Below are 21,470 nucleotides of genomic sequence, written 5' to 3' on the forward strand. Positions count from 1 at the left end.
GCGGACTAAAATGGGAACAAAGCCATGAAGACTGCTGCGCGTCTAGAACTCCTGCCCGTCACCCCTGAGGCCGCCGCCGTAGTTCACGAATTGTATTTGCGTTGCCCTACCTACATTGCCCTCATCGGAGGGGATACCCCGACCCTCAACGATATCCAGCGCGAGCTCGAGACCCTGCGCCACGATACCCGCCGCCAGGCCTACCTCTTGTTCCAGGAGGGGAAGGTGATTGGCTTTCTGGACTACAAAGTGGCTTATCCCGATCTGCATTCGGCTACGGTGAGCCTGCTGCTGATTGATGAGCGATTGCAGAACCAAGGGTTGGGAAAGCTGGTGGTGGAGCAGCTCGAGCAGCTGCTCTCGGGCCGAACCGAGCGGTTGTTCGCCGTGGTCTACGGCAACAATGAAAAGGCCAAGGCCTTCTGGAAGCGACAAGGCTACACCCATGCCCATGATGGCGGGCCCAGCTTGAGCTGGTACGTCAAAAACCTGTCGAATTGAGTTAGGACTCGCTTGAGGCCCCCAAGTAGCGAAAGCGTGGAACCTTGCGGCCCTCGACCTCAACATCCTCGAGGAACAGGCTCAGGGGGCGCACCCAAAGGGTCTCGGGCTCCTGGCCGTAGCGGGTTTCATAGACCACCAGCCACTCCTCGGTTTCGGAGTGTCGAGCCAGGCCATACACCCAGTAGCGCTTGCCTTTGTAGTGTTCGTAGAGACCGGATTGTAGCTGCACAGCGTCCCCCGAATATTGTGACATGCTTTCTGCTCGATGGGTGCAGGGGGCTGCCTAGCGCCAGTAGGGCCGGACGGTCTCGAGCATCCGGGCCGCTACCTGGCGGTTTCTGGCCTCGATCTCGAGCCTGCGGGGGATCTCCGCATACCCGCCTTCTGGGTCGTGCAGGGTGTGGGTCAGGAAGTGGCCCAACCGGGTCCCCCAGCGCCGCAGCCAGTCTTCAGGCAGGTGATCGGGGAGCGGCTGGTTTTGCAAGCTGAGGTACAGCAGGGCCCAGACCCGGCTGCTGGAGTCGAGGTTGTAGCCTCCCCCCAGGGTGTAGAGGGCCCGCCCGCCGGAGAACTCGGCGCTGTACTGCCGGAGCAACCGGAAGAGCTGGGCATAGCCCCGGGTGGTGAGCAGAAGCTCGGCCAGAGGGTCTAGGTAATGGGCATCCGCCCCCCCCTGAATGACCATCACATCCGGGCGAAACCAGCGCAGCGCGGGCTCGAGGGCCATCTGAAAGACCTCGAGGTAGCTTCCGTCCTCGGTAAAGGGTTCCAGGGGCAGGTTGAGCTTGCGCCCGGTCCCGGCGGCTTTGCCGATCTCGTGGATCTGGCCCGTTCCGGGAAAGAGATAGCGTCCGGACTCGTGCAGTGAGAAGGTCAGGACGTTTTCCTCTTCGTAGTGAATCCACTGCACCCCATCCCCGTGGTGCACATCAATGTCCACATAGGCTACCCGCAGCCCCTGGGAGCTAAGGTGCCGAATTGCGATGGAGAGATCGTTGTAGACGCAAAACCCTGAAGCTAGATCGGCCTGGGCATGGTGGAGCCCTCCGCCCAGCTGCAATACCTCCCTGGCCTCACCCCGTGCGATCCACCGGGCGGCCTCGAGGGTTCCCCCTACCAGCCAGCGGGTGGCTTCGTCCATACCGGGAAAAATCGGGGTATCCCCGGTTCCCAAACCATAGGCGGCCAGGTCTGGCAGCGGCACCCCGTGGCTGGCGGCCTCCACCCGGCGCACCAAGGCTTCCAGGTGAACCCCGCGCACCTCCTCGCGGGTGGCCTGAGGCGGCTCTACTGAAAGGGGGGCCTGCCCAAGCGTGCCCAGCAGGTCCAGCAGCATCTCCAGCCGCATCGGATTGAAGGGGTGCTGCGGCCCGAAGTTGTACTCGAGGTAGTGGGGGCTGTAAAAGACGGGTACGCTCATCGGTTTTAGCTCACAGAGGACCCCGGCGAGAACTTATCCGGGGGCCAACGCACCTCGAAGCCATTGTGGCGCAGCTCTTCCGCCAGGGCGCGGGTCTCCGGGGTCCCTACCCGAGCAACCACCAGCACCCCCTCCGGGCCCGAGGGGTAGGTGAGGAGGGAGTGGATGTTGAGGCCCTTATTGGCCAGGAATCCGGTGAGCCGAGCCAGCTCACCGGGGTGATCCGGGAGGCGCACCTCGAGCCGCCCACTGGGCTTGGTCACCCCGGTGAGGCGCAAGAGGGCCTCGAGCAGGTCAATCCCGGTGACGATCCCCACCAAGGTTTCCCCCTCGAGGATCGGCAGGGCCCCAATCTTGCGCTCACGCATGGTCCGGGCGGCCTCCTCCACGGGGTCGAGGGGGTCGCCGGTGATAGGGGGCCGGCTCATGATCTCCCCGACGGGGGTTTCAGGGGGCTTGGGCCCCCCAGGGTGGAAGCTGCTGGTGGCCAGCCGGAGGTCGCGGTCGGTGATCATCCCGACCAGTTTGCCGGCTTGAAGTACGGGGATGTGGCGGATGTTGTGCTCTAACATCCGCGTATAGGCTTGGCCTAAGCTCACCGTGGGATCAAGGGTGAGCACTGGATGGTGCATGACATCTTTGACCAACATTGGGCCCAGTTTACCGGAGGATGGGGGAGGGTTGCTCCCGGCCTAGTTTCCGTGGAACTGGGGGGGGCGCTTTTCATAAAACGCCTGTACCCCCTCTTTATGATCGGCGCTGCGGCCTGCAAGGTCTTGCAGAATTGCCTCGTACTCGAGCATCTCCTCCAGGGTGCTGTGGTGGCTTTTGTACAGGGCCTGCTTGATCAGCCCAAAGGTTTTGGTGGGGCCGTTGGCCAGCTCCGCAGCCAGCTTGGAGACCTCATCGGCAAACCCCTCGGTGGGCACCACGCGATTGACCAAGCCGAGAGCCAGGGCCTGTTCAGCATTGAGGCGTGGGGAGAGCAGCTCGAGCTCCAGGGCCTTGGCGTGCCCCACAATCCGCGGAAGGTGGTAGTTCATCCCGGCGTCGGGGATCAGGCCAATCCGGCTGAAGCCGGTGCTGAGCACCGCGTCCGCCGCGGCGATGCGCAGATCGCAAGCCAAAGCCAGGGACAGCCCAGCCCCCGCCGCTGCCCCGTGAATGGCGGCCAGAACCGGTTTTTTGAGGCTGACCAGGTTCTCGATCACCGCTTGATAGTTCTTCAGGTGCCCCTTGTAGGAGATCTCCTGGCCCTCAAACTCGCGCAGATCCTGCCCGGAGCAAAACCCCCGCCCGGCCCCGCGCAAGAGCACCACCCGAACCTCCGGCCCAGAGGCCTCTTTGGCTAACGCTGTGGCCAAGCTGCGCAGCAGCTCGGTGGTAAAGGCATTGATGGCCTCGGGCCGGTTCAGCGTCAAGGTCAGGATGCCATTTTGGAATTCGGAAAGTAAAACGCTCATGCGTCCTCTTTCATCCGCCGCAGCAGCCGAATCTGCCCGGCGTGGTAGATGTCATGGTTGGCTACCCCAAGGGCCTGATCGGCCAGGGTCCAGCGGCCCGAGGTTCGCTCGAGGTCTTCAGGGTTTAGCCCGGCAACCGCCTGGCGCAGCTCGAGGTGACAAGCCTGCAGCAACCTGAGGTCCTCCTTCCAGGCCTTGGCGGTCGGGGCTTGGGGAATTGCCGGGAAATTGGCGGGTTTGCGCGGAAACTCCCCTCCGGATTCCTCCCCCCGCAGGCCCCGGCTGACCCGGTGCTTCCAGTAGGCACAGTGCAGGGTGAGTTCCCAGATGTTGTGCCGTCCGGGCTGGGGCCGCCACAGGGCGGTCTCCACGTCCACCCCGCGCAGGGCGCCCCGCAGGTTTGGCCCGTGCCAGGTGCGTGCGTCGTAGGCTTGCTCGAGCAACTTCAGGAGAAGCGCGAGCCTCGAGTCAGTCATCACTTCATCCGCTCTGGGGGAAAGCGCTGGCCCTCCCACACGTCAATAAACGCGGTTCCGGCGGCGAGCTTGGCGCTGTGGGGGACTCCCGCAGGGATATGGTAGTACTCCCCTTTGCGATAAACCTGGGGCCGGCCCTGAATGGTGAACTCGATCTGGCCCTCCAGGACAACTCCCCACTGTCCACCGTGGGCGTGCTCGGGGACCAGGGTTTCCTCTTGGATCTCCTGAAACCCGATTTGCCCATTGTGCCCGGACAGGACGGCCATCTCCATCCCCGGCCACAGCTCGACGTGCTTGAAGGCTTTGAACCACTCTGGAAAAGTTGGCATAAGAACGCTCCTTTGTCCCGAGTATAAATCGTCGGGGAGTACAGGTCACAAGACCCGCCGCGAACCCCCTCTGGCCGAGGTGCTGCGCTGTTGAGGGGGCCGCTGGGCATGGTAGTATTCCCGAGATTATGGCCTTGGTCGTGCAAAAATATGGCGGAACCAGTGTGGGCGACCTCGAGCGCATCCACAAGGTCGCGCAGCGCATCCAGCACTACCGTGAACGCGGCAACCGGTTGGCCGTGGTGGTCTCGGCCATGGGCCGCACCACCGATGAGCTGATCGCCATGGCCAGGCGGGTCAATCCCCGCCCTCCGGCCCGCGAGCTGGATATGTTGGTCACCATCGGCGAACAGCAGTCGGCGGCCCTGCTTTCCATCCAGTTGGCGGCGATGGGAATCCCCGCTCGAGCCTTCACCCAGTCCCAGCTCGGGTTTACCACCGACGGTCGCTTTGGCAACGCCCGGATCCTGAAGGTTGAGCCCAGGCTCATTCAGGCCGCCCTCGAGCGGGGGGAGGTGGCGGTGGTCACCGGTTTTATGGGGACCACCCCCGAGGGGGAGCTCACCACCTTGGGCCGGGGTGGCTCGGACACCACCGCAGTGGCCCTGGCTGCGGCCCTGGGGGCTAAGGAGTGCGAGATCTTCACCGATACCGAAGGGGTGTACACCACCGACCCGCACATGATTCCTGAGGCCCAGAAGCTTCCGGTGATCGGCTATGACCAGATGCTCGAGATGGCCGCCTTGGGCGCAGGGGTACTGCATCCCCGCTCGGTCTGGTACGGCAAGAAGTATGGGGTGACCATTCACGTGCGCAGCAGCTTTTCTTACAACCCTGGAACCCTGGTAACGGAGGCAAAGATGGAACTTGGACGGGCAGTGACCGGCGTGGCCCTCGACGATGAGCACGCCCAGATTGGCTTGGTGGGCATTCCTGACCGGCCTGGGGTGGCCGCGCAGGTCTTCGAGGTTTTGGGACGGGCTGGGATCGCGGTGGACATGATCATCCAGGGGGTGCCTGGGCACGACCCCAGCCGCACCCAGATGGCGTTTACGGTGAACCAGGACTTCGCCGAAGACGCTCTGGAGGCCCTCGAGCCCCTGCTGCGCGAGATCGGGGGGGAGGCCAACCTGCGCCGCGATATCGCCAAGATTTCCATCGTGGGGCAAGCCCTGGCCTCGACCCCGGGCATCCCAGCCAAGATGTTCACGGCCCTCTCGAGCGTGGGGGCGAACATCGAGATGATCGCCACCAGCGAGGTGCGCATCTCGGTGGTCATCCCTGCCCAGTTTGCCGAGGCCGCGCTCCGGGCGGTGCACCGGGCCTTTGAGCTGGACAAGCCGGTGGAGGCCTAGCCATGTCCGAAGAGCTACAGGGCTACACCGGCAAGCAATATCTGTCCTGGCAGGACATCACCCATCTGGTCCACAAGCTGCTGGGCAAGATCAACCCGCGCGAGTATGACTGCATCCTGGCGGTGACCCGAGGCGGGATGATCCCGGCCTGTCTGCTCTCTGAAGCCACCGACCTACGCGATATCCTTACCGCCGCGGTGATGTTCTACACCGCAGAGGGCCAGACCTTGGAGGAACCTCACTTTTTGCAGTTCCCCGGCGATACCCTTCTGCTGGGCAAGCGGGTGTTGATTGTGGACGACGTGTGGGACTCGGGCAAGACCGCGGTGGCGGTGCGGGCTCGAGTCAAGCTGGCCGGGGGGAAGCCCACTCTGGCGGTGCTCCATTTCAAGCCCAAGAAGAATCGTTTCCCCGGCGACGGCCCCGACCTTTATGCCAGCGAGACCGATGCCTGGATCGTCTACCCCTGGGACCCGGCCCAGGGGTGGGCCAGCCTGGGCCAGGCCCCCAGTCAGGCCTAAGCAAACACGGACGCACCCAGGGTGCGTCCGTGCAGGGGGGCAGGGCGACTAGATCAACCCCAAGGCTTTCACCGCATCGCGCTCGTCGGAGAGTTCCTTGGCGCTGGCGTCCATCTTGGCCCGGCTGAACTCGTTGATCTCGAGCCCCCCTACGATGCGGAAATCCCCGTCCTTGCAGGCGCAGGGGTAGCTGTACACCAGCCCCTCCTCCACGCCATAAGAACCATCGGAGGCTACGGCCATGCTGGTCCAGTCCCCTTCCGGGGTGCCCAGAGCCCAGCTGCGCATGTGGTCAATCGCGGCATTGGCGGCTGAGGCGGCGGAAGAGGCCCCCCGGGCTTCAATGATGGCGGCACCGCGCTTGGCGATGGTGGGGATGTAGGTGTTGGCGTACCACTCGTGGTCGCCCACCAGCTCATAGGCGTTTTGCCCATCTACCTCGCAGTGGAAGAGGTCGGGGTACTGGGTGACCGAGTGGTTGCCCCAGATGGTCATCTTCTTGATGCTGGAGATTGGTTTGTGCAGGCGGGCGGCCAGCTGGGAGAGGGCCCGGTTGTGGTCCAGGCGGGTCATGGCGTGGAACTGCCGGGGGGAGAGGTTGGGGGCCGAGTGATAGGCGATGAGGGCGTTGGTGTTGGCCGGGTTTCCTACCACCAGCACCTTGACCCCCTTCTTGGCATTCTCGGAGAGGGCTTTGCCCTGTACGGTGAAGATGGCCCCGTTGGCCTGCAGCAAGTCCGAGCGCTCCATGCCCTGCTTGCGGGGCATAGCCCCCACCAGCAGGGCATAATCGGCGTCGCCAAAGGCCACGTTGGGGTCATCGGTCTGCACTACGCCCGCGAGCAGCGGAAAGGCGCAATCCTCGAGCTCCATCCCCACGCCCTGAAGGGCTTTGAGGGCCGGGGTAATCTCCAGCAGCTGGAGGATCACCGGTTGGTCTTTGCCCAGCATCTCGCCCGAAGCGATGCGGAACAACAAGCTGTAGCCGATCTGACCGGCGGCCCCGGTAACAGCGACACGGACGGGAGATTTCATCAGCAACTCCTTTCGAATAGCCTGGGGTCCAGGCACCATCCCCAATCATACGCCGAGCGGGGCGAAGGGTTCAAAGCGCTCCACACCTAAATGTAATCCCTGGATTTCCACACGGGATTTGGCATTTTATAGTAGAGGCATGTGGGTTTCGACCAAAGCGCAGTATGGCCTTCGGGCCCTGGTGGAGATCGGGTTGCGGGCGCCGGCAGCAGTGCCCCTGCAGGTGGTGGCGGAGGCCCAGGGGATCTCGCAGCACTACCTCGAGCAGATCGCGGCTCAGCTCCGCCGCAGCGGGTTTATCCGCAGTGTGCGGGGGGCCAAGGGCGGCTACAAGCTGGGCCGCCCCACCGACCAGATCTTTGCCCTGGAGGTAGTGGAGGCCCTCGAGGGGAGCCTGGCCCCGGTCATCTGCGTGAGCGATCCCGAGTCCTGCTGGCAGACCGGCAGTTGCTCTACGGAAATGCTCTGGAAGAAGGTTGACCTGGCCATGCGGGGGGTGTTGGGCAGCACCTCGCTGAAGGATTTGGTGGAGGAGCGCCGGCAGATCGAGCAGCGCAGGCTGGTTCAGCTCGAGCCAAGCCCTCAGCCCTCGCCCCTGCAGGCCGGTCATTAGGGTGGGCATGGTCTACTTGGATTACGCCGCGACCACCCCGCTCGACCCCGAGGTGAAGGCGGGGATGGAGGGGGTGCTCGAGGTCTATGGCAACCCCAGCTCGGTGCACGCGGCCGGACGCGAGGCCCGGCGGTTGCTCGAGGAGGGCCGGGAGCGGGTCGCGGCGGCGCTGGGGTGTCGTTCTCGCGAGCTGATCCTCACCAGCGGGGGCACCGAGGCCAACGCCCTGGCGATTCTCGGGCTGGCCCTGGCCAAGGCCCCGCGCGGGGGGCATATCGTCAGCACCCAGGTTGAACATTCGGGGGTCCTCGGCGCGCTCCGCAACCTCGAGCGCCTGGGTTTTGAGGTGACCCTTCTGCCCCCCGACCGCTCTGGCATGATCTACCCCCAGCAGGTGGCCGAGGCCCTGCGCCCCGAGACCCTCCTGGTCAGCGTGATGGCGGTCAACAACGAGCTAGGAACGGTGTATCCGCTGCGAGAGATTGCCCAGATCTGCCAAGACAGGGGAATCCCCCTCCACAGCGATGCGGTGCAGGCCGTGGGGGTTGTGCCCAGCCGGGTCGAGGATCTGGGGGCAGACCTGGTCTCGATCGCCGCCCATAAGTTTTACGGCCCCAAGGGGGTGGGGGCTTTGTACGTTCGCAAGGGCCTCGAGCTGTTTCCGCTGCTGCCGGGTAAGCAGGAACAGGGCTACCGCGGCGGCACGGAAAACCTGCCTGGGGTCTACGGCATGGGGCTAGCCGCCGAGAAAGCCATGCGGCTGTGGGAAGAGGAGACCTCGAGGTTGCTGAGCCTGCGGGATCGGCTCGAGCAGGGCCTCTTGGGCATCCCTGGGGTTGAGCGCAACGGGCACCCCAGCCGGCGCAGCCCCAAGCACGTCAACGTCACCGCAAAGGGTGTGGATGGGGAGGGGCTTTTGCTCAACCTCGACCTGATGGGGGTCGCGGCTTCCTCAGGTTCGGCCTGCGCGGCGGGCAGCCTGGAGCCTTCGCATGTGCTCCTGGCCATTGGACGGAGCAAAGCCGAGGCCAAAGCCTCGGTGCGCTTCAGCCTGGGGCGCTTCAGCACCGAGGCCGAGGTGGATAAGGCCGTTCAGGCCTTTAGCCAAGCGGTGGCGCGGGCCCAGGCAGTGGCCTAATCGGGGGTTACTGGGGGGTTACTGCTGGCTCGAGACCCCGTCCTGCGGGGGTTGTACCGGTTTACCGGCCAGCGCGTCGTCGAGCATCTTGCGCCAGCCGTTGAGCGAGTCGGCGCCCCGGCTTCCGCTGAACTTGACCCCATTCACGATAAAGGTTGGGGTGGAGTCCAGCCCCAGCTTGGCGGCCATGTCGCGGTCGGCCAGCACCCCGGCCTGCTTCTTGCCGGACTTGAGGCATTCCAGCATGGTGGCCGGGGCCATCCCAAGCTGCCCGGCCACATCGGCAAAGAACTGATCCAGGGCGTCGCCGGAGAGGTTGGCCCACTGGGCCTGAGAGCGGAACAGGGCCTCGTGATACTCAAAGAAGAGGTTGGCATCGGCAGCGCAGGCCGCGGCCTCCCCAGCTCGGATGACGCTGTCTTGCCCGGTGAAGGGAAAATCGCGGAAAACATAGCGGATCTTTCCGGTGTCGATGTATTCCTTCTTGATCACCGGAAGCACCTCGAGGGCGTGGTCGCGGCAGTGGGGACAGAGGTAGTTGGAGAAATCTACCACCGTGACCTTGGCATCCGCTGGGCCGAAGACAAATCGTGCTCCTTGGGCAGCGTCGTTGAGTGAAACGGTGGGCTTGGGTCGCAGGGCGAAGAACAGCACCCCGGCCAGGATGACCGCGACGGCAGCGACCACGATAAAGAGGGTTCGTTGCATGAAGAGTAGTCTAGCAGCTTCAGGTGAGAGCTCGACAGGAGCTGCGAGGAACCGGGGAAGGGGGTTATTTCTGAGCCAGGGCTTTGTCCAGTAGGGCCTTCCACTCCTCGTAGCTGCGGGCCCCGACATACTGTTGGCCATTGACGATAAAGGTGGGGGTCTCGCTGATGCCCAGCCGCCCGGCTAGCTGTTGGTCGGCCAGCACCCCGGCGCGCTGGCTACCGGAGGTCAGGCAGGCGGTGAACTTGGCGGTGTCCAGGCTGAGCTGCCGGGCCAGGTCCTCGAGGAACTTGTCCAGGTTATCCAGGCTCAGCCCTCCCCAGAGGGTTTGCGAGCGGAACAGGATCTCACGGTACTCGAGGTAGCGGTTTTGCTCAGCGGCACAGGCTGCGGCCTCTCCGGCTCGAACCACATTCGGCTGGGGGGAGCCATCTGGGAGGCTAAAGGGCAGGTCGCGGAAGAGGTAGCGCACCTTGCCGGTATTGATGTAGTCCCGCTGGATCTGGGGGAAGACCTCGTTATCGTGGTCGCGGCAGTGCGGGCAGAGGTAGTTGGAAAACTCCACCACCGTCACCTTGGCGCCTTCTGGACCGAAGGCGAAACGGGCACCCTCGGCGGGGTTTGTGCTTGTTGTGGGGGTGGATGCTGCCGTGGGGCGCGGGCGGGTGACAAACAGCAGCACCCCAGCCAGAACCAGTGCGGTCAGCAGCACCCCGATAAAAAGCCTCCGTTGCATAAGCCCAGTGTAGCTGCCAAGGGTGAGGTTTATTCTGAAAGGGTGGAAATTCCTGACTACTGGCTACCCCGGCCCGAGTTCAGGCTGAGCCCTGAGTTAGAGGGGGAGCTCGAGGCCGTCCTCGCCAGCGTGCCCGAGGGGGATTGGTTGCCCGAAGATTTGTCTGTCCCCAAATGGGTTTTCTTGAACTGGTTGGCTGAGTCTAAAGACTTGCTGCTGCATGGCTCGGTAGACTCAGATATCACCGCGTTTGAGCCGCGTTTACCCAATGCAGCGGATGACGATGAGTTTAGCCAGCAGACGGCGGTCTTTGCCTCATCAGATGGCATCTGGCCGATGTTCTACGCGATATTGGATCGCACCCGGGGACCCATGCGGATGCTCAATTCCGCCTTGCGCTTTGAGCTACCTAACGGGACTTTGAGCGATACCCATTATTTTTTCTCCATTAGCGACCACGCCTTGGCTAAGAAACCTTGGCGCGAAGGGGTGGTATACGTTTTACCCCGTGAAGGCTTTGTTCAGCAGCCGCCCTACAGGGTGCAAGCTTGGACTGTTCACGATCCGCATTGGGCCAGCCTCAAGCCGGTCAAACCTCGAGCCAAGCTCCGCGTTCGGCCTGAGGACTTTCCCTTTCTAGCCCAGGTTCGAGCCCATGATGATGAAACCCTGGTGCGAAGATTTACCACAGACCCACGGGGATTCCCTTGGCTTGGGTAAACTGTTAAAACTTCTCACCGCACGCCGGTCTATCCTGAGCTTTAATATTTGGGGGAGTAGCCGCCCGAAACGGGAGTCCTGCTGCGTCAATACGGTTGCTAGAGGCAGCCCGCGCTGGACACAAGGGCCAGACCCGAGAACGGAGGAAGTATGGGTTCGTTCTTGGAGTTTCGTCTGCGCTGTCGCTGGGTTCCGGCCACCTTTGACCGGGTAGAACTCATCCACGAGGATTCGGGCGAGCGCGCCGAGGTTCAGGTTTCCTGGCTGTACCGCTATGCCCCTCGAGAAGTCCTGGAGGGCCTCTACCTCAAGGGTCAGGCCGAACTGTGGTGTACCCCCGGGGTTTGGCACAGTCTCAAGACCTCGAGGCTGGTGGCTTAGGGTTTCTCCCCGCCAAATGCGGCCCGGTACAGGGTGCGGTTTTGGATGGGTGTTTCAAATACCGCGCCCTCGAGTTTGAATTCCTCGGCGGATGTTGGGGCTGGCTCGAGGGCCGGCTTGCTCTTTGCGTTCAAGGTTTGGCTTGTTCTGAGACCCTACCCAACTCCGCCCGTATCAGGGCTTCTGCCACCCGCAGGGCCCTGAGCCTACTTTGCAGCAAAGTGTGCTGAGGGGTTCCGGGTGCGAGCTTTGCCTGCGATTCCTCGACCCTGCTGATCATCGAGGCAAAGGCCCTCCGAGCCTTTTGCAAGTCGTCCCGGGTAAATTTCTCGCCAGCATCCGTTGCCTTATTCATCAGCGCAGACGCGGTGCGTAGGGCCTTGAGGTTATCCCCTAACATCGTGTATTGCTACGTTCCAGATGCGAGCTTCTGTTGGGCCTTTTCCGACTTGCTGATGAGCGAAGCGATGGGCTGAAGCGCTTGCTGAACTTCGTCTATTGTGGGGGTTTCCATGCCACACCTCACGCCCCACCGGCCATTGTTGAGCTTCGGTGGGTTGGGGAGCCCTACACGCTAGGCTTCACCACCGAAGTATTCGGGGAGCTGGTCGCGGGTGATCAGCACATCGCGGGGTTTGCTGCCCTGGTGGGGCCCCACAATGCCCATGGCCTCGAGGGCATCTACCAGCTTGCCCGCTCGGGCATGGCCCACCGAGAGGCGGCGCTGGAGCCTGCTGACCGAGGCGTAGCCCTCCTCAATCACGATCTCGGCGGCTTTCTTGAGGAGCGGGTCGCCGAAGTCAACCTCCCCACTGCCCCCGCCCTCACCCGCTACCTGCAGCGGCCCCTCGAAATCCGAAGCGTACTGCTGGGCGAAGGCGTCTTCAAAGCTTTGGGTGCGCAAGAACTCAGCGATGCGGTGCACCTCGGTCTCGGACAGGAAAGGCCCCTGTAGACGCACCGGTTTGGGTAGACCCGGCTGGTGGAAGAGCATGTCACCCTGACCCACCAATCGCTCAGCCCCGTAGGTGTCCAGGATGGTGCGCGAGTCGAAGCCCGAGGAGACCGCAAAGGCCATGCGGGCCGGCACGTTCACCTTGATCAGGCTGGTCAGGATGTCCACCGAGGGGCGCTGGGTGGCCAAGATCAGGTGCATCCCAGTAGCCCGGGCCATCTGCGCCAGCCGCAGGATGGCCTGCTCGACTTCCTTGGGGGCGGTGATCATCAGGTCAGCCAGCTCGTCAATCACGATCACCAGGTAGGGCAGGGTGGGTTCCCCAGCCAACTTCATCTTTTGGTTGAACTGCTCGAGGTTCCGCGCCCCCACCTGGCTGAGCATCTTGTAGCGCCGCTCCATGTGGGCCACCGCGCCCAGCAGCACCCCGGCGGCGTCGGCGGGGTTGGTGACCACCGGGCGCACCAGGTGGGGGATGCCCTCGTAGGGGGTCAGCTCGACCATCTTGGGGTCAATCATCAGGAAGCGCAGCTCGGTGGGGAGGTACTTGAAGAGCAGGCTGGTGATCAGGGTGTTCACCGCCACCGACTTGCCCGAGCCGGTAGAGCCGGCAATCAGCAGGTGGGGCATGCGGGCCAGGTCTTTCACCCAGACCTCGCCGTCAATGCTCTTGCCCAGCACCATCGGCAGGGTGTCCTTGCTGCGGGCGAAGGCGCTGGACTGGATGGCCTCGCTGTAGCGCACCAGTTCGCGCTCGGTGTTGGGCACCTCGAGGCCAATCACGCTCTTGCCGGGAATGGGGGCCTCGATGCGCACCGAGCCCGCCGCCAGGGCCAGGGCCAGGTCGTTGTGGAGGTTCTGCACCCGGCTGATTTTTTCGCCGGGGGCGGGCTCGAGCTCGAAGCGGGTCACGGTGGGGCCGCGCGACCAGCTCACCACCTTGGCCTCCACCCCGTGGTGCTTGAGGGTCTCGTTGATCAGGTCTACCTGGCGGCGGGTGCTGGCCTCGAGGGCTCGAGGGTCGTATTTGGGGGGTTCGGGCTTGTCCAGCAGGTCGAAGCCAGGCAGGGCCAGGGCGGTGGAGTTCTTGCGGCTGGGGACTGGAGCGGGCTGCGGGCTGGAGGGCTTAGGCTGCGCGAGCGGTTTCACCTCCAGAACGGGGATCGCCGATTGGCTAACTTTTTCTTTTGACTCCGGTTCAGGGAATACGAAATCGAAGTCAATCACCGGTTCGGGCTTGGCCGTAGCCACCTCGAAGGCCGGTGGGTCGGTGGAGAGGCCCCGCTCCAACAGGGCCCGCAGCCCAGCCGGCTGGGCTTCCGTGGGGGCGGCCTCGGCCCACTCCGCCCAGCGCAGCCAGGCATCTACCCGGGCCTCGAGGTCGCCGGTGAGGCCTTCCAGCTTGCGCCACTCCTCCTGTCGGGCACTGTGGGCATCCCAGGCCTCCAGAAGACTTTTGGTGCTGGGATGCCCCAGCCCTTTAGCGGCCTGGTCGGTTTGGCGGATCAGGGTTTGGGTTTTGGCCTGCAGGGTGTTGATCTCTAGCAGCAAGGCGGCCCGGCGCTCCTCCAGGGCCTGAGCCAGGCCTTCTCCCTTCAAGGGGGCGGCCAGGGCCGCCGCCAGGCGCTCGAGGCGGGCCGGGAGGGGGCGCACCTCGGCCTGGAGCTTCTCGGCCAGCTCCCGGGCCCGTTCCGCTCGGAAGCCCTCGAGCACCCCAGCAAACCCAGCCAGCTCGGCCTCGTCGCGGGGGGCTTTGCGGAAGCGCTCCAGGTCTTCCCCCAGGGTGTGCAGGGCCTTGTGCTCTGGATAGCGCTCGGCCAGGGCTCGAGCCTCAACCTGTAAGCGGGTCGCCCCCTGGGCCAACCGAAAGGCGCGTACCAGGCGGTGCCCCGCCAGCGCCACCCGGCGGGCCCCCCGCCCCAGCAGGTATCCCGGTCGCTGGCGCAGGGCTAGGTCCGCCACAACGCTGAGGGCCAGCATCGGGAGCAGCAGCCCTAAGGGCCCCAGGTTGGCCAACAGAAAGCCGTGGCTCAGCGTTCCCAGTGTCCCCCCATGAGGCTTGGAGACGTGCGCCACCAGCGGTAGCGCCACAACCCCTCCCGCAAAGATGAGCCCGCTGGTGCGCACGAACCCCCCCAAGGGGCGGTCCAGCAGCAGCAGCCCGCCCAGGATCGCCAGCGCCGGGGGGATCAGCCAGGCCACCACCCCCAGGTTGCCCCATAGCAGGGTTTGCAGGCTGGCTCCCAGCCCCCCCGCTAGCCTGGAGCCGGTGTAGATGGCCACCCCGCTGGCCACCGCCAGTCCCAGGCTAAGCAGGGAGAGGGCCTCGAGGTCTCGCTTGCGTTCGATTGGAGTTGGTGGTTTAGCCCTGTCGCCTTTGGTTTTCGGCTTCGCCATCGCTTACGATTGTAACATATTGCGGAATTGCCGAGAGAAGCACGAATAAAAGGCGGTTGGCTCGAGGGGACTCAGCGCAAGAAAAACGCGGCGTAAAGAACCCCTAAAATGACCCGGTACCAGCCGAAGGGGACAAAACCATAGCGCGGCAGCAGCCCCATCATGAAGCGCACCGAGGCGATAGCCACCACAAAGGCAATGACGAATCCCAAACCCAGCAAGCCCCATTCCCCAGCGGTAAAGGCATGGGTTCCGGTGACGAACTTGTAGCCGCTGGCGGCAATCATGGTGGGAATTGCCAGCAGGAAAGAGAATTCAGCCGCGGCGGTGCGGTTCATCCCAAACAGCATCCCGCCCAAAATGGAGGCCCCTGAGCGCGAAGTGCCTGGAATCACCGAGAAGGCCTGGATGACCCCGATGCCCACAGCCCAGCCCAGGGGCACCTCGTTGATGTCTTTGTACTGTATCCGTCCGGCCAGCAGGCGATCCGCGATGATCAACACCACCCCCACCAGCACCAGCATCAGCACGGTGAGGGGCACACTGCTGATCCAGTGGTCAATCTGGTGGCGCAAACCAAAGGCGATGAGCCCGGTGGGGATGAAGGCCGCGATAATTCGCTTCCAGGCCTCACCGTCGCGGATCAAGCGGGGCCAGTACAGCACCACGATGGCCAGGATAGCGCCGAGCTGGATGATGACCTCGAAGCTGTTGGCGAATTCGCTGGAGGGGTTAATGCCCAGCAGGTGCCGGGCCAGGTTCATGTGCCCGGTGGAGGAAACCGGCAGGAATTCCGTGAGCCCCTCAACAATTCCCAAGACCACTGTATCCAAGACATTCACGAGCGCGAGGATACCATGCCCAGCGTGAAGGGTCGGTGAAAATTACTTCACCGCCGCCTAAACCGGGCTTTGCGGTGGATGGTGTACGATTCCCCCGTGAAGATTTCGGTACTGTTTCCCGCTGCGGGCTCTGGAGAACGCTTGGGGCGGGGGCCTAAGGCCTTCCTCGAGGTCGGGGGCAAAACCCTTTTGGAATGGGCTCTGGAGGGGTTCGAGTGGGCCGACGAGCGGATTGTGGCCCTGCCGCCGGGGGCGGGGTTTACCCGGCCGGGTGTGCGAACCGTCGTAGGAGGCCCGACCCGCCAAGGGAGCGTGTTTAACGCCCTCAGGGTGGCCAGCGGCACCCTTGTGCTGGTGCACGATGTGGCCCGCCCCTTTGTGGTGCGGGCAGCGGTGGAGCGGCTTTTGCAAGCGGTGCGCGGCAGGGGTGCGGCCACCTTGGTGGCTCCGGTTCCGGACACCTTGGTGGAAAACCTGCACCACGAGTACGGGGAGACCCTTCCCCGCGAGCGCTACCGCCTGGTGCAGACCCCCCAGGGCTTCGAGCGCGAGCTGCTTTGGCGAGCCCATCTGGCGGCTCAGGCGGCCTCGACAGAGTTCACCGATGATGCCCAGCTGGTGATCTCGCTGGGGCACCCGGTGGCCTTGGTGGAGGGGGATCGGCGGATGTTCAAGGTGACCTATCCCGAAGACTTGCTGCTGGCCGAGGGGCTGGCCCAGGTGTGGGAAGGCTGAGGGCATGCTCGAGGTCTTAGCCCCAGCCAAGGTTAACCTGGGCTTGTCGGTGCTGGGTAGGCTGCCCAACGGCTACCATGAACTGCACACGGTTTTCGCCGCCTTGGAGGTGGGTGACCGGCTGTGGCTCGAGCCCACCCCCCAGGGGATCGAGCTCGAGGTGACCCAGGCCCTGCTGGACCCGGGGCCTGCCAACCTGGCCTACCGTGCCGCGGAGGCCTACCTGAAAGCCGCCGGTCGGCCTGGGGGGGTGCGGATTCGGCTGGAGAAGCACCTCCCGCTGGCGGCGGGATTGGGGGGAGGCTCCTCGGATGCTGCGGCGGTGCTGCGGGCCCTGGCCGAACTCTATCCCGCCCCCCTCGACCTGCCGGGCCTGGCCCTTCGGCTGGGGGCGGATGTGCCCTTTTTCCTCAACCCTGGCCTGGCGGAGGGGCGTGGGGTGGGGGAGAGGCTGCGGCCGCTCGAGCCCCTTCGGCTGCACCTAGTGCTGATCAATCCCGGAATCGCCATCTCTGCTGCGCAGGCCTATGCCCACCTGCAACCTCGGGAGTGGCAGCCCGCGCTGGATGTGCCGGCCATCCTCGAGGCCCTGCGCGCCGGGGATCCACCGCCTTACTGGAACACCCTGGAGGGGCCGGTTTTTCGGCTCGAGCCTGGGCTGGCCCAGCTCAAATCCGAACTGCAAAAGGCCGGACTCTTTGGGGTCTTGATGTCGGGGTCGGGCTCGACCTTGTTCGGGCTGGCCCGCGATGCGGCTGAGGCTGCCGCCATCGCCAAGGGGCTGCGAAAGCGCCACCCCGGATTCTGGGTTCAGGCCACCCGCACCGTGGGGTAAGGGGTTTTGTGGCTCAGGGGGGCTTGGTATACTGGGGGAGTCATCGGGGGTGCTGCCCGGAAGGGCGGCTGAGAGAGTCCCTTGGAACCTGAATCGGTTAGCACCGACGTAGGGAGCGTGACAACAGGCTAAAGCCTGACGCTTGGGTTCATCCCCTCCCCGGTGACCGGAGGGGATTTATGTTGGTAAAGCCAAAGGTTAGAGGTTGGTCCCTGCTGCTCGGGGCGGTGCTCTGGGGGATCGGTTTTCAGGGGTTCATGACCGGTTGGGCCCAGGCGACCACCCTGACCGTTCTGACCCACGATAGCTGGGCCATGGACAAGGGCCTGGTGGACCAGTTCGAGGCCCAGACCGGGATCAAGCTCCGGTTTCTCAAAGGCGGCGACGCAGGGGCCATGCTCAACAAGGCCATTCTGAGCAAAGGGGCGCCCATTGCCGATGTAATTTACGGCTTCGACAACACCCTGCTCTCGAGGGCCCTGGCTGCGGGAATCTTGCAGCGCTACCTCTCGCCCCAGCTCAAAAACCTGCGGGCAGAGACCCTCCTTGACCCCCAGGGCTACGCCACCCCGGTGGACTATGGTTTTGTGGCCCTCAACTACGACAAGGACTACTTCAGGAATAAGCCCTTGCCCACCCGCCTGGCCGATCTGGCCAAGCCGGAGTTCGCCAAGCTGCTGGTGGTGGAAAACCCGGCCACCAGTTCGCCGGGGCTGGCCTTTTTGCTGACTACGGTGGCGGCGTTTGGTGAGGATCGCTACCTGGGTTTCTGGGCCGACCTGCGGAAGAATGGGGTCCTGGTGGCCAACGGTTGGAGCGAGGCCTACTATACTCATTTCACTCGAGCCGGGGGAGACCGCCCGTTGGTGGTCTCCTACACCACCAGCCCCGCCGCCGAACTGTTTTACAGCGAGGCCCGGCCCAAGCCCAGCACCCCGCCTACCGGAAACCTGCTCTTCCCCAAGGGCACGTTTTTCCAGGTTGAGTTTGCCGGGATCCTCAAAGGAACCCAGAACCTAGCCGCGGCACAGAAGTTCATTGACTGGCTGCTCTCCAAGCCGGTGCAGGAGGCCATTCCCACCCAGATGTGGGTGTTTCCGGCCCTGCGCGGGGCGGCCCTGCCCGAGGTTTTCAAATGGGCCGAGACCCCGAGCCAACCGGTCCGGCTCTCCCCGGAGTGGATTGCCGCAAACCGCGACCGTTGGATCGAGGAGTGGACCCGCACCGTGCTGCAAGGTCAGGCCCCGAGCCGCTGAATGTCGCGCTGGTTGCTGGCCCTCCCGGTACTGGCCTTTTTGGGTTGGGCCTTGCTGTATCCGCTGGGCCGGATTCTGGCTTTAGGCCTGGGGGAGGGGATAGGGGCGACCTTCTCCAATCCCTATTACTGGGGCCGCCTGGGCTGGAGCCTGGTTTATGGGCTGGGCTCCTCGCTGTTGTGCATCCTCTTGGCCCTGCCCCTGGCCTATGCTTTTCGTTACCGCTTTCCGGGGCGAGCGTTCCTTCTGACCGCTTCGACGGTGCCTTTTGTGCTCCCTACGGTGGTGGTGGCGATCGGGTTTCTGAGCCTGGTCGGGCCGAGGGGGGTGCTGGGGGTTAACCTGTACGGTACGCCTGGGATTTTGTTCTGGGCCAGCGTGCTCTACAACCTGGGGCTGGTGCTGCGCCCCTTGGTAGCCCTGTTGCCGGGTCTCGAGCCCCCCCTGGCGGCAGCCCGCACCTTGGGGGCCACCCCGCTGCGGGCCTATTGGCGGGTAGGGGTTCCGCTGCTGATGCCGGGGTTGCTTTCCGGTGGGAGCCTGGTGTTCCTCTACAGCTTCACCAGCTTTGGGGTGCCGCTCCTGTTGGGCGGGATACGCTGGGGGACCCTCGAGGTCGAGACCTACACCGCCCTGGCTTACCGGCTGGCCTTTCCCCAGGCCACGGCCCTGGTTTTGATGCAGCTAGCGGTGAGCCTGCCGGTGCTCCTTCTCTACCTGCGCCTGCAGGAGCGCTTCGCCCTGCAGGTTGGAACCTTTGGGCCGCCCAGGCCCGTCTCGGCTCGAGGGGCCTGGGCCCTTACCGGGGGTTTGGGGATGGTCTTTCTGCTCCTCTACAGCCCGCTGCTGAGCTTGTTCTTCCGGGCCCTACAATACCCAGGGGCCTGGGAGAGCGTTTGGCACAGCACAGACTTCACCCCGGCAGGGCTGGCCCTGGGCCACACCCTGGCTTTTGCGGGGCTTGCGCTCTTGATGGGGGTGCCCCTGGCCGGGCTATACGCCTATGCGGTTTGGCGGGGCAACCGTTTTCTGGATGGGCTGGGGCTACTGCCCCTTCTGGTCTCGCCGGTAGCGGTTGGGTTGGGATACCTGCTGGCCTATCCTGGGCTGCGCGGCTCGCTCTTCCTCTTGATTGCGGCCTACGCCCTGCTGAGCTATCCCCTGCTGGCCAGGGCCTGGCTGCCCTCCCTACGGGCCATGCCCAAAAGCCTGCTCGAGGCCGCCCGGGTGCTGGGGGCCACCCCCTGGCGCCGCTTTTGGCGGGTGGAATGGCCTTTGGTGCAGCCGGGGTTTCGGGGTGGGTTGGCTCTGGCCCTGGCCGCGGTGATGGGGGAGTTTGGGGCCACGCTGGTGCTTCAGCGGCCCGAATGGACGACCCTATCGCTGGCGATCTACGAGCGCCTGGGGAGGCCGGGGCAAGCGCCTTTTGGCGAGGCCTTGGTGCTGGCTGCGCTGCTGTGCCTTGTGGGAAGTGGGTTGTTTCTTGGAATCGCTCGGCGAAAGGAGGACTAACCCGCTTTGGCCGCTACCGTCCTCACCGAGCGGATAGAAATGCGTTCTGGCACGAGCAGGGCCCAGGTGACGGCGATGAGGAGGACATGCAGGGGCTCCACCTGCACCACAGGGAACCAGGCCAGGTAGTACACAAACAACCCCACCAGAATCCAGGCCAACCCTCCAAAGCTCGAGGTCTTGTGGGGGATATCCCGCCATAAGGGGAATAGGTACAGCAGTATCCAGATCAGCACGCTCAGCAAACCATAGTCCAGGAGCCGGTCCAAGAGGAAGTTGTGGGCTTTATCCAGAAGGAAATCGTAGACGACGGTGTGGTTCTTATATTCCCCATAGGTGCTAAACGTGACCCAGAGCTGCTTGGTGCGGAGGGGGGCATCGGGGTCTTGCACGACCTGCACCTTGGAGATGGTGGCGTTGGAGGGCCAGTTCAACTCCTGGCGATAGGCCTCCATTAGCCGATCCACCGGGGGATTTCGCAGCATGGCCAGCTTGAAGGCATCGGGGCCTCCGCCGGTCAGGAGCAGCCGGGGGTTTTTCTGGATCTCCTCGAGCGCGATCTGCCAGATCTGCAGCCGGATCTTAAAGGTCAGGGTATCCCCGTATCCCCGTGCAAATCCATGCGGGTTGGGAAGGAGGTATTTACCCCCCAACAGGGCCAGCATGGCCAGAATGGAGGCCCCGAAAAGCCCCAGCGAGCGCTGGGAAAGGTTGAGCCCCACCAGGCCCACCACCAGCGCAATGAGCGCGGAGCGATTGGTACTGACCCCAATGGCCGCGGCGATCACCAGCACCCCCAGCAGGATTCCCCAGCGGGGTTTTCCTTCAGACAGCCGGTACAGAACCAATGCAGCCAGAAAACTGCCCAGCAGCAACCCGGCCAGCATTCCCGGCTGGCCAATGGTCCCCACCGGGGCGTTGTAGGGAAAGTAGCGCACCAGGGGGCTAAACACATCTACCCCGAGGCGTTGGAGCAGGGCCACCCCGGCCTGAACGACCCCCGACCAAAAAAGCCCCAACAGCGCGATGCGCAGCCCCCTTTGGGGGTCCCGGCGAAGGGTGGAGTACACGAAGATCCCCAGGAGCACCAACCCAAGATGATAGAAGATGCCGTCCATCCTTCGGGGAGGGCCCAGGAAGTTGAAGGTGAAGTCATCTCCGGAGAGCATCGCCCCCAAAACCACTAAGCCCAGATGCCCCCCCAGCAGCCAGACCAGAGGCTCCCGCCAGGGGATCGGGCGGGAGACCATAAAACCAATCAGCCCAGCCAGAAACAGAAAGCAAATCTTGGGCAAGAGCTGGAAAAGCTCGGCGGAGTCATAACCGGAGTTTTGCCACTGGGCCAAAGGCATGAAGGGGGCCCCAGGAAACAAAACCAAAGGGTACACCAGGGCGAAGATGAACAGGCTGCGCTGGGCAAAGGGCAGATACTGGGTAGAGGGCATCGAGCCCAATTTAGCTTTGGCTGGGGGTTCAGTGGGGTTATATGACCTAAAAGCCCCTGGGGGCTTTCCCAGGGGCTTTGGGGCCGGCGGT

At 64.0% G+C, this 21,470-nt stretch carries 23 protein-coding genes and 1 riboswitch; of the genes, 11 read left to right on the forward strand and 12 right to left on the reverse strand.

Annotated features, from left to right (window positions below):
- The first annotated feature begins 24 nt into the window (after window positions 1–24).
- Window positions 25–501, forward strand: coding sequence for a GNAT family N-acetyltransferase (locus tag Mgrana_RS05405; RefSeq protein WP_119356586.1), 477 nt, complete (start codon window positions 25–27; stop codon window positions 499–501).
- Between the two features lies 1 nt (window position 502).
- Here Mgrana_RS05405 and Mgrana_RS05410 read toward each other — a convergent pair whose 3' ends face one another.
- From Mgrana_RS05410 to Mgrana_RS05435, 6 genes are read right to left on the reverse strand one after another with little or no spacing between them, the layout of a single operon-like run.
- A complete protein-coding gene (locus Mgrana_RS05410) occupies window positions 503–733 on the reverse strand; it encodes a DUF1653 domain-containing protein (RefSeq protein ID WP_119356650.1) in 231 nt (76 codons plus the stop codon).
- A gap of 54 nt (window positions 734–787) precedes the next feature.
- Entirely contained in the window at window positions 788–1,924 is a 1,137-nt protein-coding gene (locus Mgrana_RS05415; RefSeq protein ID WP_119356587.1) for an acetoin utilization protein AcuC, read from the reverse strand.
- Window positions 1,925–1,929: 5 nt separating this feature from the next.
- Window positions 1,930–2,574: a CBS and ACT domain-containing protein gene (locus Mgrana_RS05420; protein ID WP_119356588.1), complete on the reverse strand. Its 645-nt coding sequence runs from the start codon at window positions 2,572–2,574 to the stop codon at window positions 1,930–1,932.
- Between the two features lie 42 nt (window positions 2,575–2,616).
- Window positions 2,617–3,387 carry an enoyl-CoA hydratase-related protein gene (locus Mgrana_RS05425; protein WP_119356589.1) on the reverse strand — a complete coding sequence of 257 codons (771 nt, stop codon included), beginning with the start codon at window positions 3,385–3,387 and terminating at the stop codon, window positions 2,617–2,619.
- Complete coding sequence (locus Mgrana_RS05430; protein ID WP_119356590.1) at window positions 3,384–3,863, reverse strand: DinB family protein; 480 nt, start codon at window positions 3,861–3,863, stop codon at window positions 3,384–3,386. The genes Mgrana_RS05425 and Mgrana_RS05430 overlap by 4 nt, the downstream gene beginning before the upstream one ends.
- Window positions 3,863–4,195: a cupin domain-containing protein gene (locus tag Mgrana_RS05435; protein WP_119356591.1), complete on the reverse strand. Its 333-nt coding sequence runs from the start codon at window positions 4,193–4,195 to the stop codon at window positions 3,863–3,865. Before Mgrana_RS05435 ends, Mgrana_RS05430 begins: the two co-directional genes overlap by 1 nt.
- 128 nt (window positions 4,196–4,323) lie before the next feature.
- Between Mgrana_RS05435 and Mgrana_RS05440 the strand changes: the two genes are divergently transcribed.
- A complete protein-coding gene (locus Mgrana_RS05440) occupies window positions 4,324–5,550 on the forward strand; it encodes an aspartate kinase (RefSeq protein ID WP_119356592.1) in 1,227 nt (408 codons plus the stop codon).
- 2 nt (window positions 5,551–5,552) lie between these two features.
- Window positions 5,553–6,071 (forward strand): phosphoribosyltransferase, encoded by a 519-nt coding sequence (locus tag Mgrana_RS05445; RefSeq protein ID WP_119356593.1) that lies wholly within the window; start codon window positions 5,553–5,555, stop codon window positions 6,069–6,071.
- A gap of 48 nt (window positions 6,072–6,119) precedes the next feature.
- Here Mgrana_RS05445 and Mgrana_RS05450 read toward each other — a convergent pair whose 3' ends face one another.
- Entirely contained in the window at window positions 6,120–7,106 is a 987-nt protein-coding gene (locus Mgrana_RS05450) for a malate dehydrogenase (RefSeq protein ID WP_119356651.1), read from the reverse strand.
- Window positions 7,107–7,245: 139 nt separating this feature from the next.
- Here Mgrana_RS05450 and Mgrana_RS05455 point away from each other — a divergent pair, with 139 nt between their 5' ends.
- Together Mgrana_RS05455 and Mgrana_RS05460 are read left to right on the forward strand one after the other, a co-directional pair.
- Window positions 7,246–7,719 carry an RrF2 family transcriptional regulator gene (locus tag Mgrana_RS05455; RefSeq protein ID WP_119356594.1) on the forward strand — a complete coding sequence of 158 codons (474 nt, stop codon included), beginning with the start codon at window positions 7,246–7,248 and terminating at the stop codon, window positions 7,717–7,719.
- A gap of 7 nt (window positions 7,720–7,726) precedes the next feature.
- Window positions 7,727–8,857: a cysteine desulfurase family protein gene (locus Mgrana_RS05460; protein WP_119356595.1), complete on the forward strand. Its 1,131-nt coding sequence runs from the start codon at window positions 7,727–7,729 to the stop codon at window positions 8,855–8,857.
- An 18-nt stretch (window positions 8,858–8,875) separates the two neighbouring features.
- Here the strand turns inward: Mgrana_RS05460 and Mgrana_RS05465 are convergent, their stop codons facing one another.
- Both Mgrana_RS05465 and Mgrana_RS05470 read right to left on the reverse strand, forming a co-directional pair.
- Entirely contained in the window at window positions 8,876–9,565 is a 690-nt protein-coding gene (locus Mgrana_RS05465; protein ID WP_119356596.1) for a DsbA family protein, read from the reverse strand.
- A gap of 64 nt (window positions 9,566–9,629) precedes the next feature.
- Window positions 9,630–10,301, reverse strand: a complete 672-nt coding sequence (locus tag Mgrana_RS05470) for a DsbA family protein (RefSeq protein ID WP_119356597.1) — start codon at window positions 10,299–10,301, stop codon at window positions 9,630–9,632.
- A gap of 42 nt (window positions 10,302–10,343) precedes the next feature.
- Here Mgrana_RS05470 and Mgrana_RS05475 point away from each other — a divergent pair, with 42 nt between their 5' ends.
- Both Mgrana_RS05475 and Mgrana_RS05480 read left to right on the forward strand, forming a co-directional pair.
- Window positions 10,344–11,021 (forward strand): hypothetical protein, encoded by a 678-nt coding sequence (locus tag Mgrana_RS05475; RefSeq protein ID WP_119356598.1) that lies wholly within the window; start codon window positions 10,344–10,346, stop codon window positions 11,019–11,021.
- A gap of 150 nt (window positions 11,022–11,171) precedes the next feature.
- Window positions 11,172–11,402 (forward strand): hypothetical protein, encoded by a 231-nt coding sequence (locus Mgrana_RS05480; RefSeq protein ID WP_119356599.1) that lies wholly within the window; start codon window positions 11,172–11,174, stop codon window positions 11,400–11,402.
- A gap of 574 nt (window positions 11,403–11,976) precedes the next feature.
- Here the strand turns inward: Mgrana_RS05480 and Mgrana_RS05490 are convergent.
- Both Mgrana_RS05490 and uppP read right to left on the reverse strand, forming a co-directional pair.
- A complete protein-coding gene (locus Mgrana_RS05490) occupies window positions 11,977–14,754 on the reverse strand; it encodes a DNA translocase FtsK (RefSeq protein ID WP_119356600.1) in 2,778 nt (925 codons plus the stop codon).
- 71 nt (window positions 14,755–14,825) lie between these two features.
- Window positions 14,826–15,596 (reverse strand): undecaprenyl-diphosphatase UppP, encoded by a 771-nt coding sequence (uppP, locus tag Mgrana_RS05495; protein WP_119356601.1) that lies wholly within the window; start codon window positions 15,594–15,596, stop codon window positions 14,826–14,828.
- Window positions 15,597–15,692: 96 nt separating this feature from the next.
- On the opposite strand from uppP, the gene ispD reads away from it, so the two are divergent.
- From ispD to Mgrana_RS05515, 4 genes are all read left to right on the forward strand, one after another.
- Window positions 15,693–16,331, forward strand: coding sequence for a 2-C-methyl-D-erythritol 4-phosphate cytidylyltransferase (ispD, locus tag Mgrana_RS05500; protein WP_119356653.1), 639 nt, complete (start codon window positions 15,693–15,695; stop codon window positions 16,329–16,331).
- Window positions 16,332–16,335: 4 nt separating this feature from the next.
- Window positions 16,336–17,166 (forward strand): 4-(cytidine 5'-diphospho)-2-C-methyl-D-erythritol kinase, encoded by an 831-nt coding sequence (gene ispE, locus Mgrana_RS05505; RefSeq protein ID WP_119356602.1) that lies wholly within the window; start codon window positions 16,336–16,338, stop codon window positions 17,164–17,166.
- 35 nt (window positions 17,167–17,201) lie between these two features.
- Window positions 17,202–17,299, forward strand: a riboswitch (TPP riboswitch).
- 124 nt (window positions 17,300–17,423) lie between these two features.
- On the forward strand, window positions 17,424–18,422 hold the full coding sequence (locus tag Mgrana_RS05510) for a thiamine ABC transporter substrate-binding protein (RefSeq protein ID WP_240631263.1): 999 nt from the start codon (window positions 17,424–17,426) through the stop codon (window positions 18,420–18,422).
- Window positions 18,423–19,934, forward strand: coding sequence for an ABC transporter permease (locus tag Mgrana_RS05515; RefSeq protein ID WP_119356604.1), 1,512 nt, complete (start codon window positions 18,423–18,425; stop codon window positions 19,932–19,934).
- Here the strand turns inward: Mgrana_RS05515 and Mgrana_RS05520 are convergent.
- Window positions 19,931–21,379: an O-antigen ligase family protein gene (locus tag Mgrana_RS05520; protein WP_119356605.1), complete on the reverse strand. Its 1,449-nt coding sequence runs from the start codon at window positions 21,377–21,379 to the stop codon at window positions 19,931–19,933. The two genes, Mgrana_RS05515 and Mgrana_RS05520, sit on opposite strands and share 4 nt — an antisense overlap.
- Window positions 21,380–21,470 lie beyond the last annotated feature (91 nt).

This window comes from Meiothermus granaticius NBRC 107808 (genome assembly GCF_003574355.1).
Taxonomy (GTDB): domain Bacteria; phylum Deinococcota; class Deinococci; order Deinococcales; family Thermaceae; genus Meiothermus; species Meiothermus granaticius.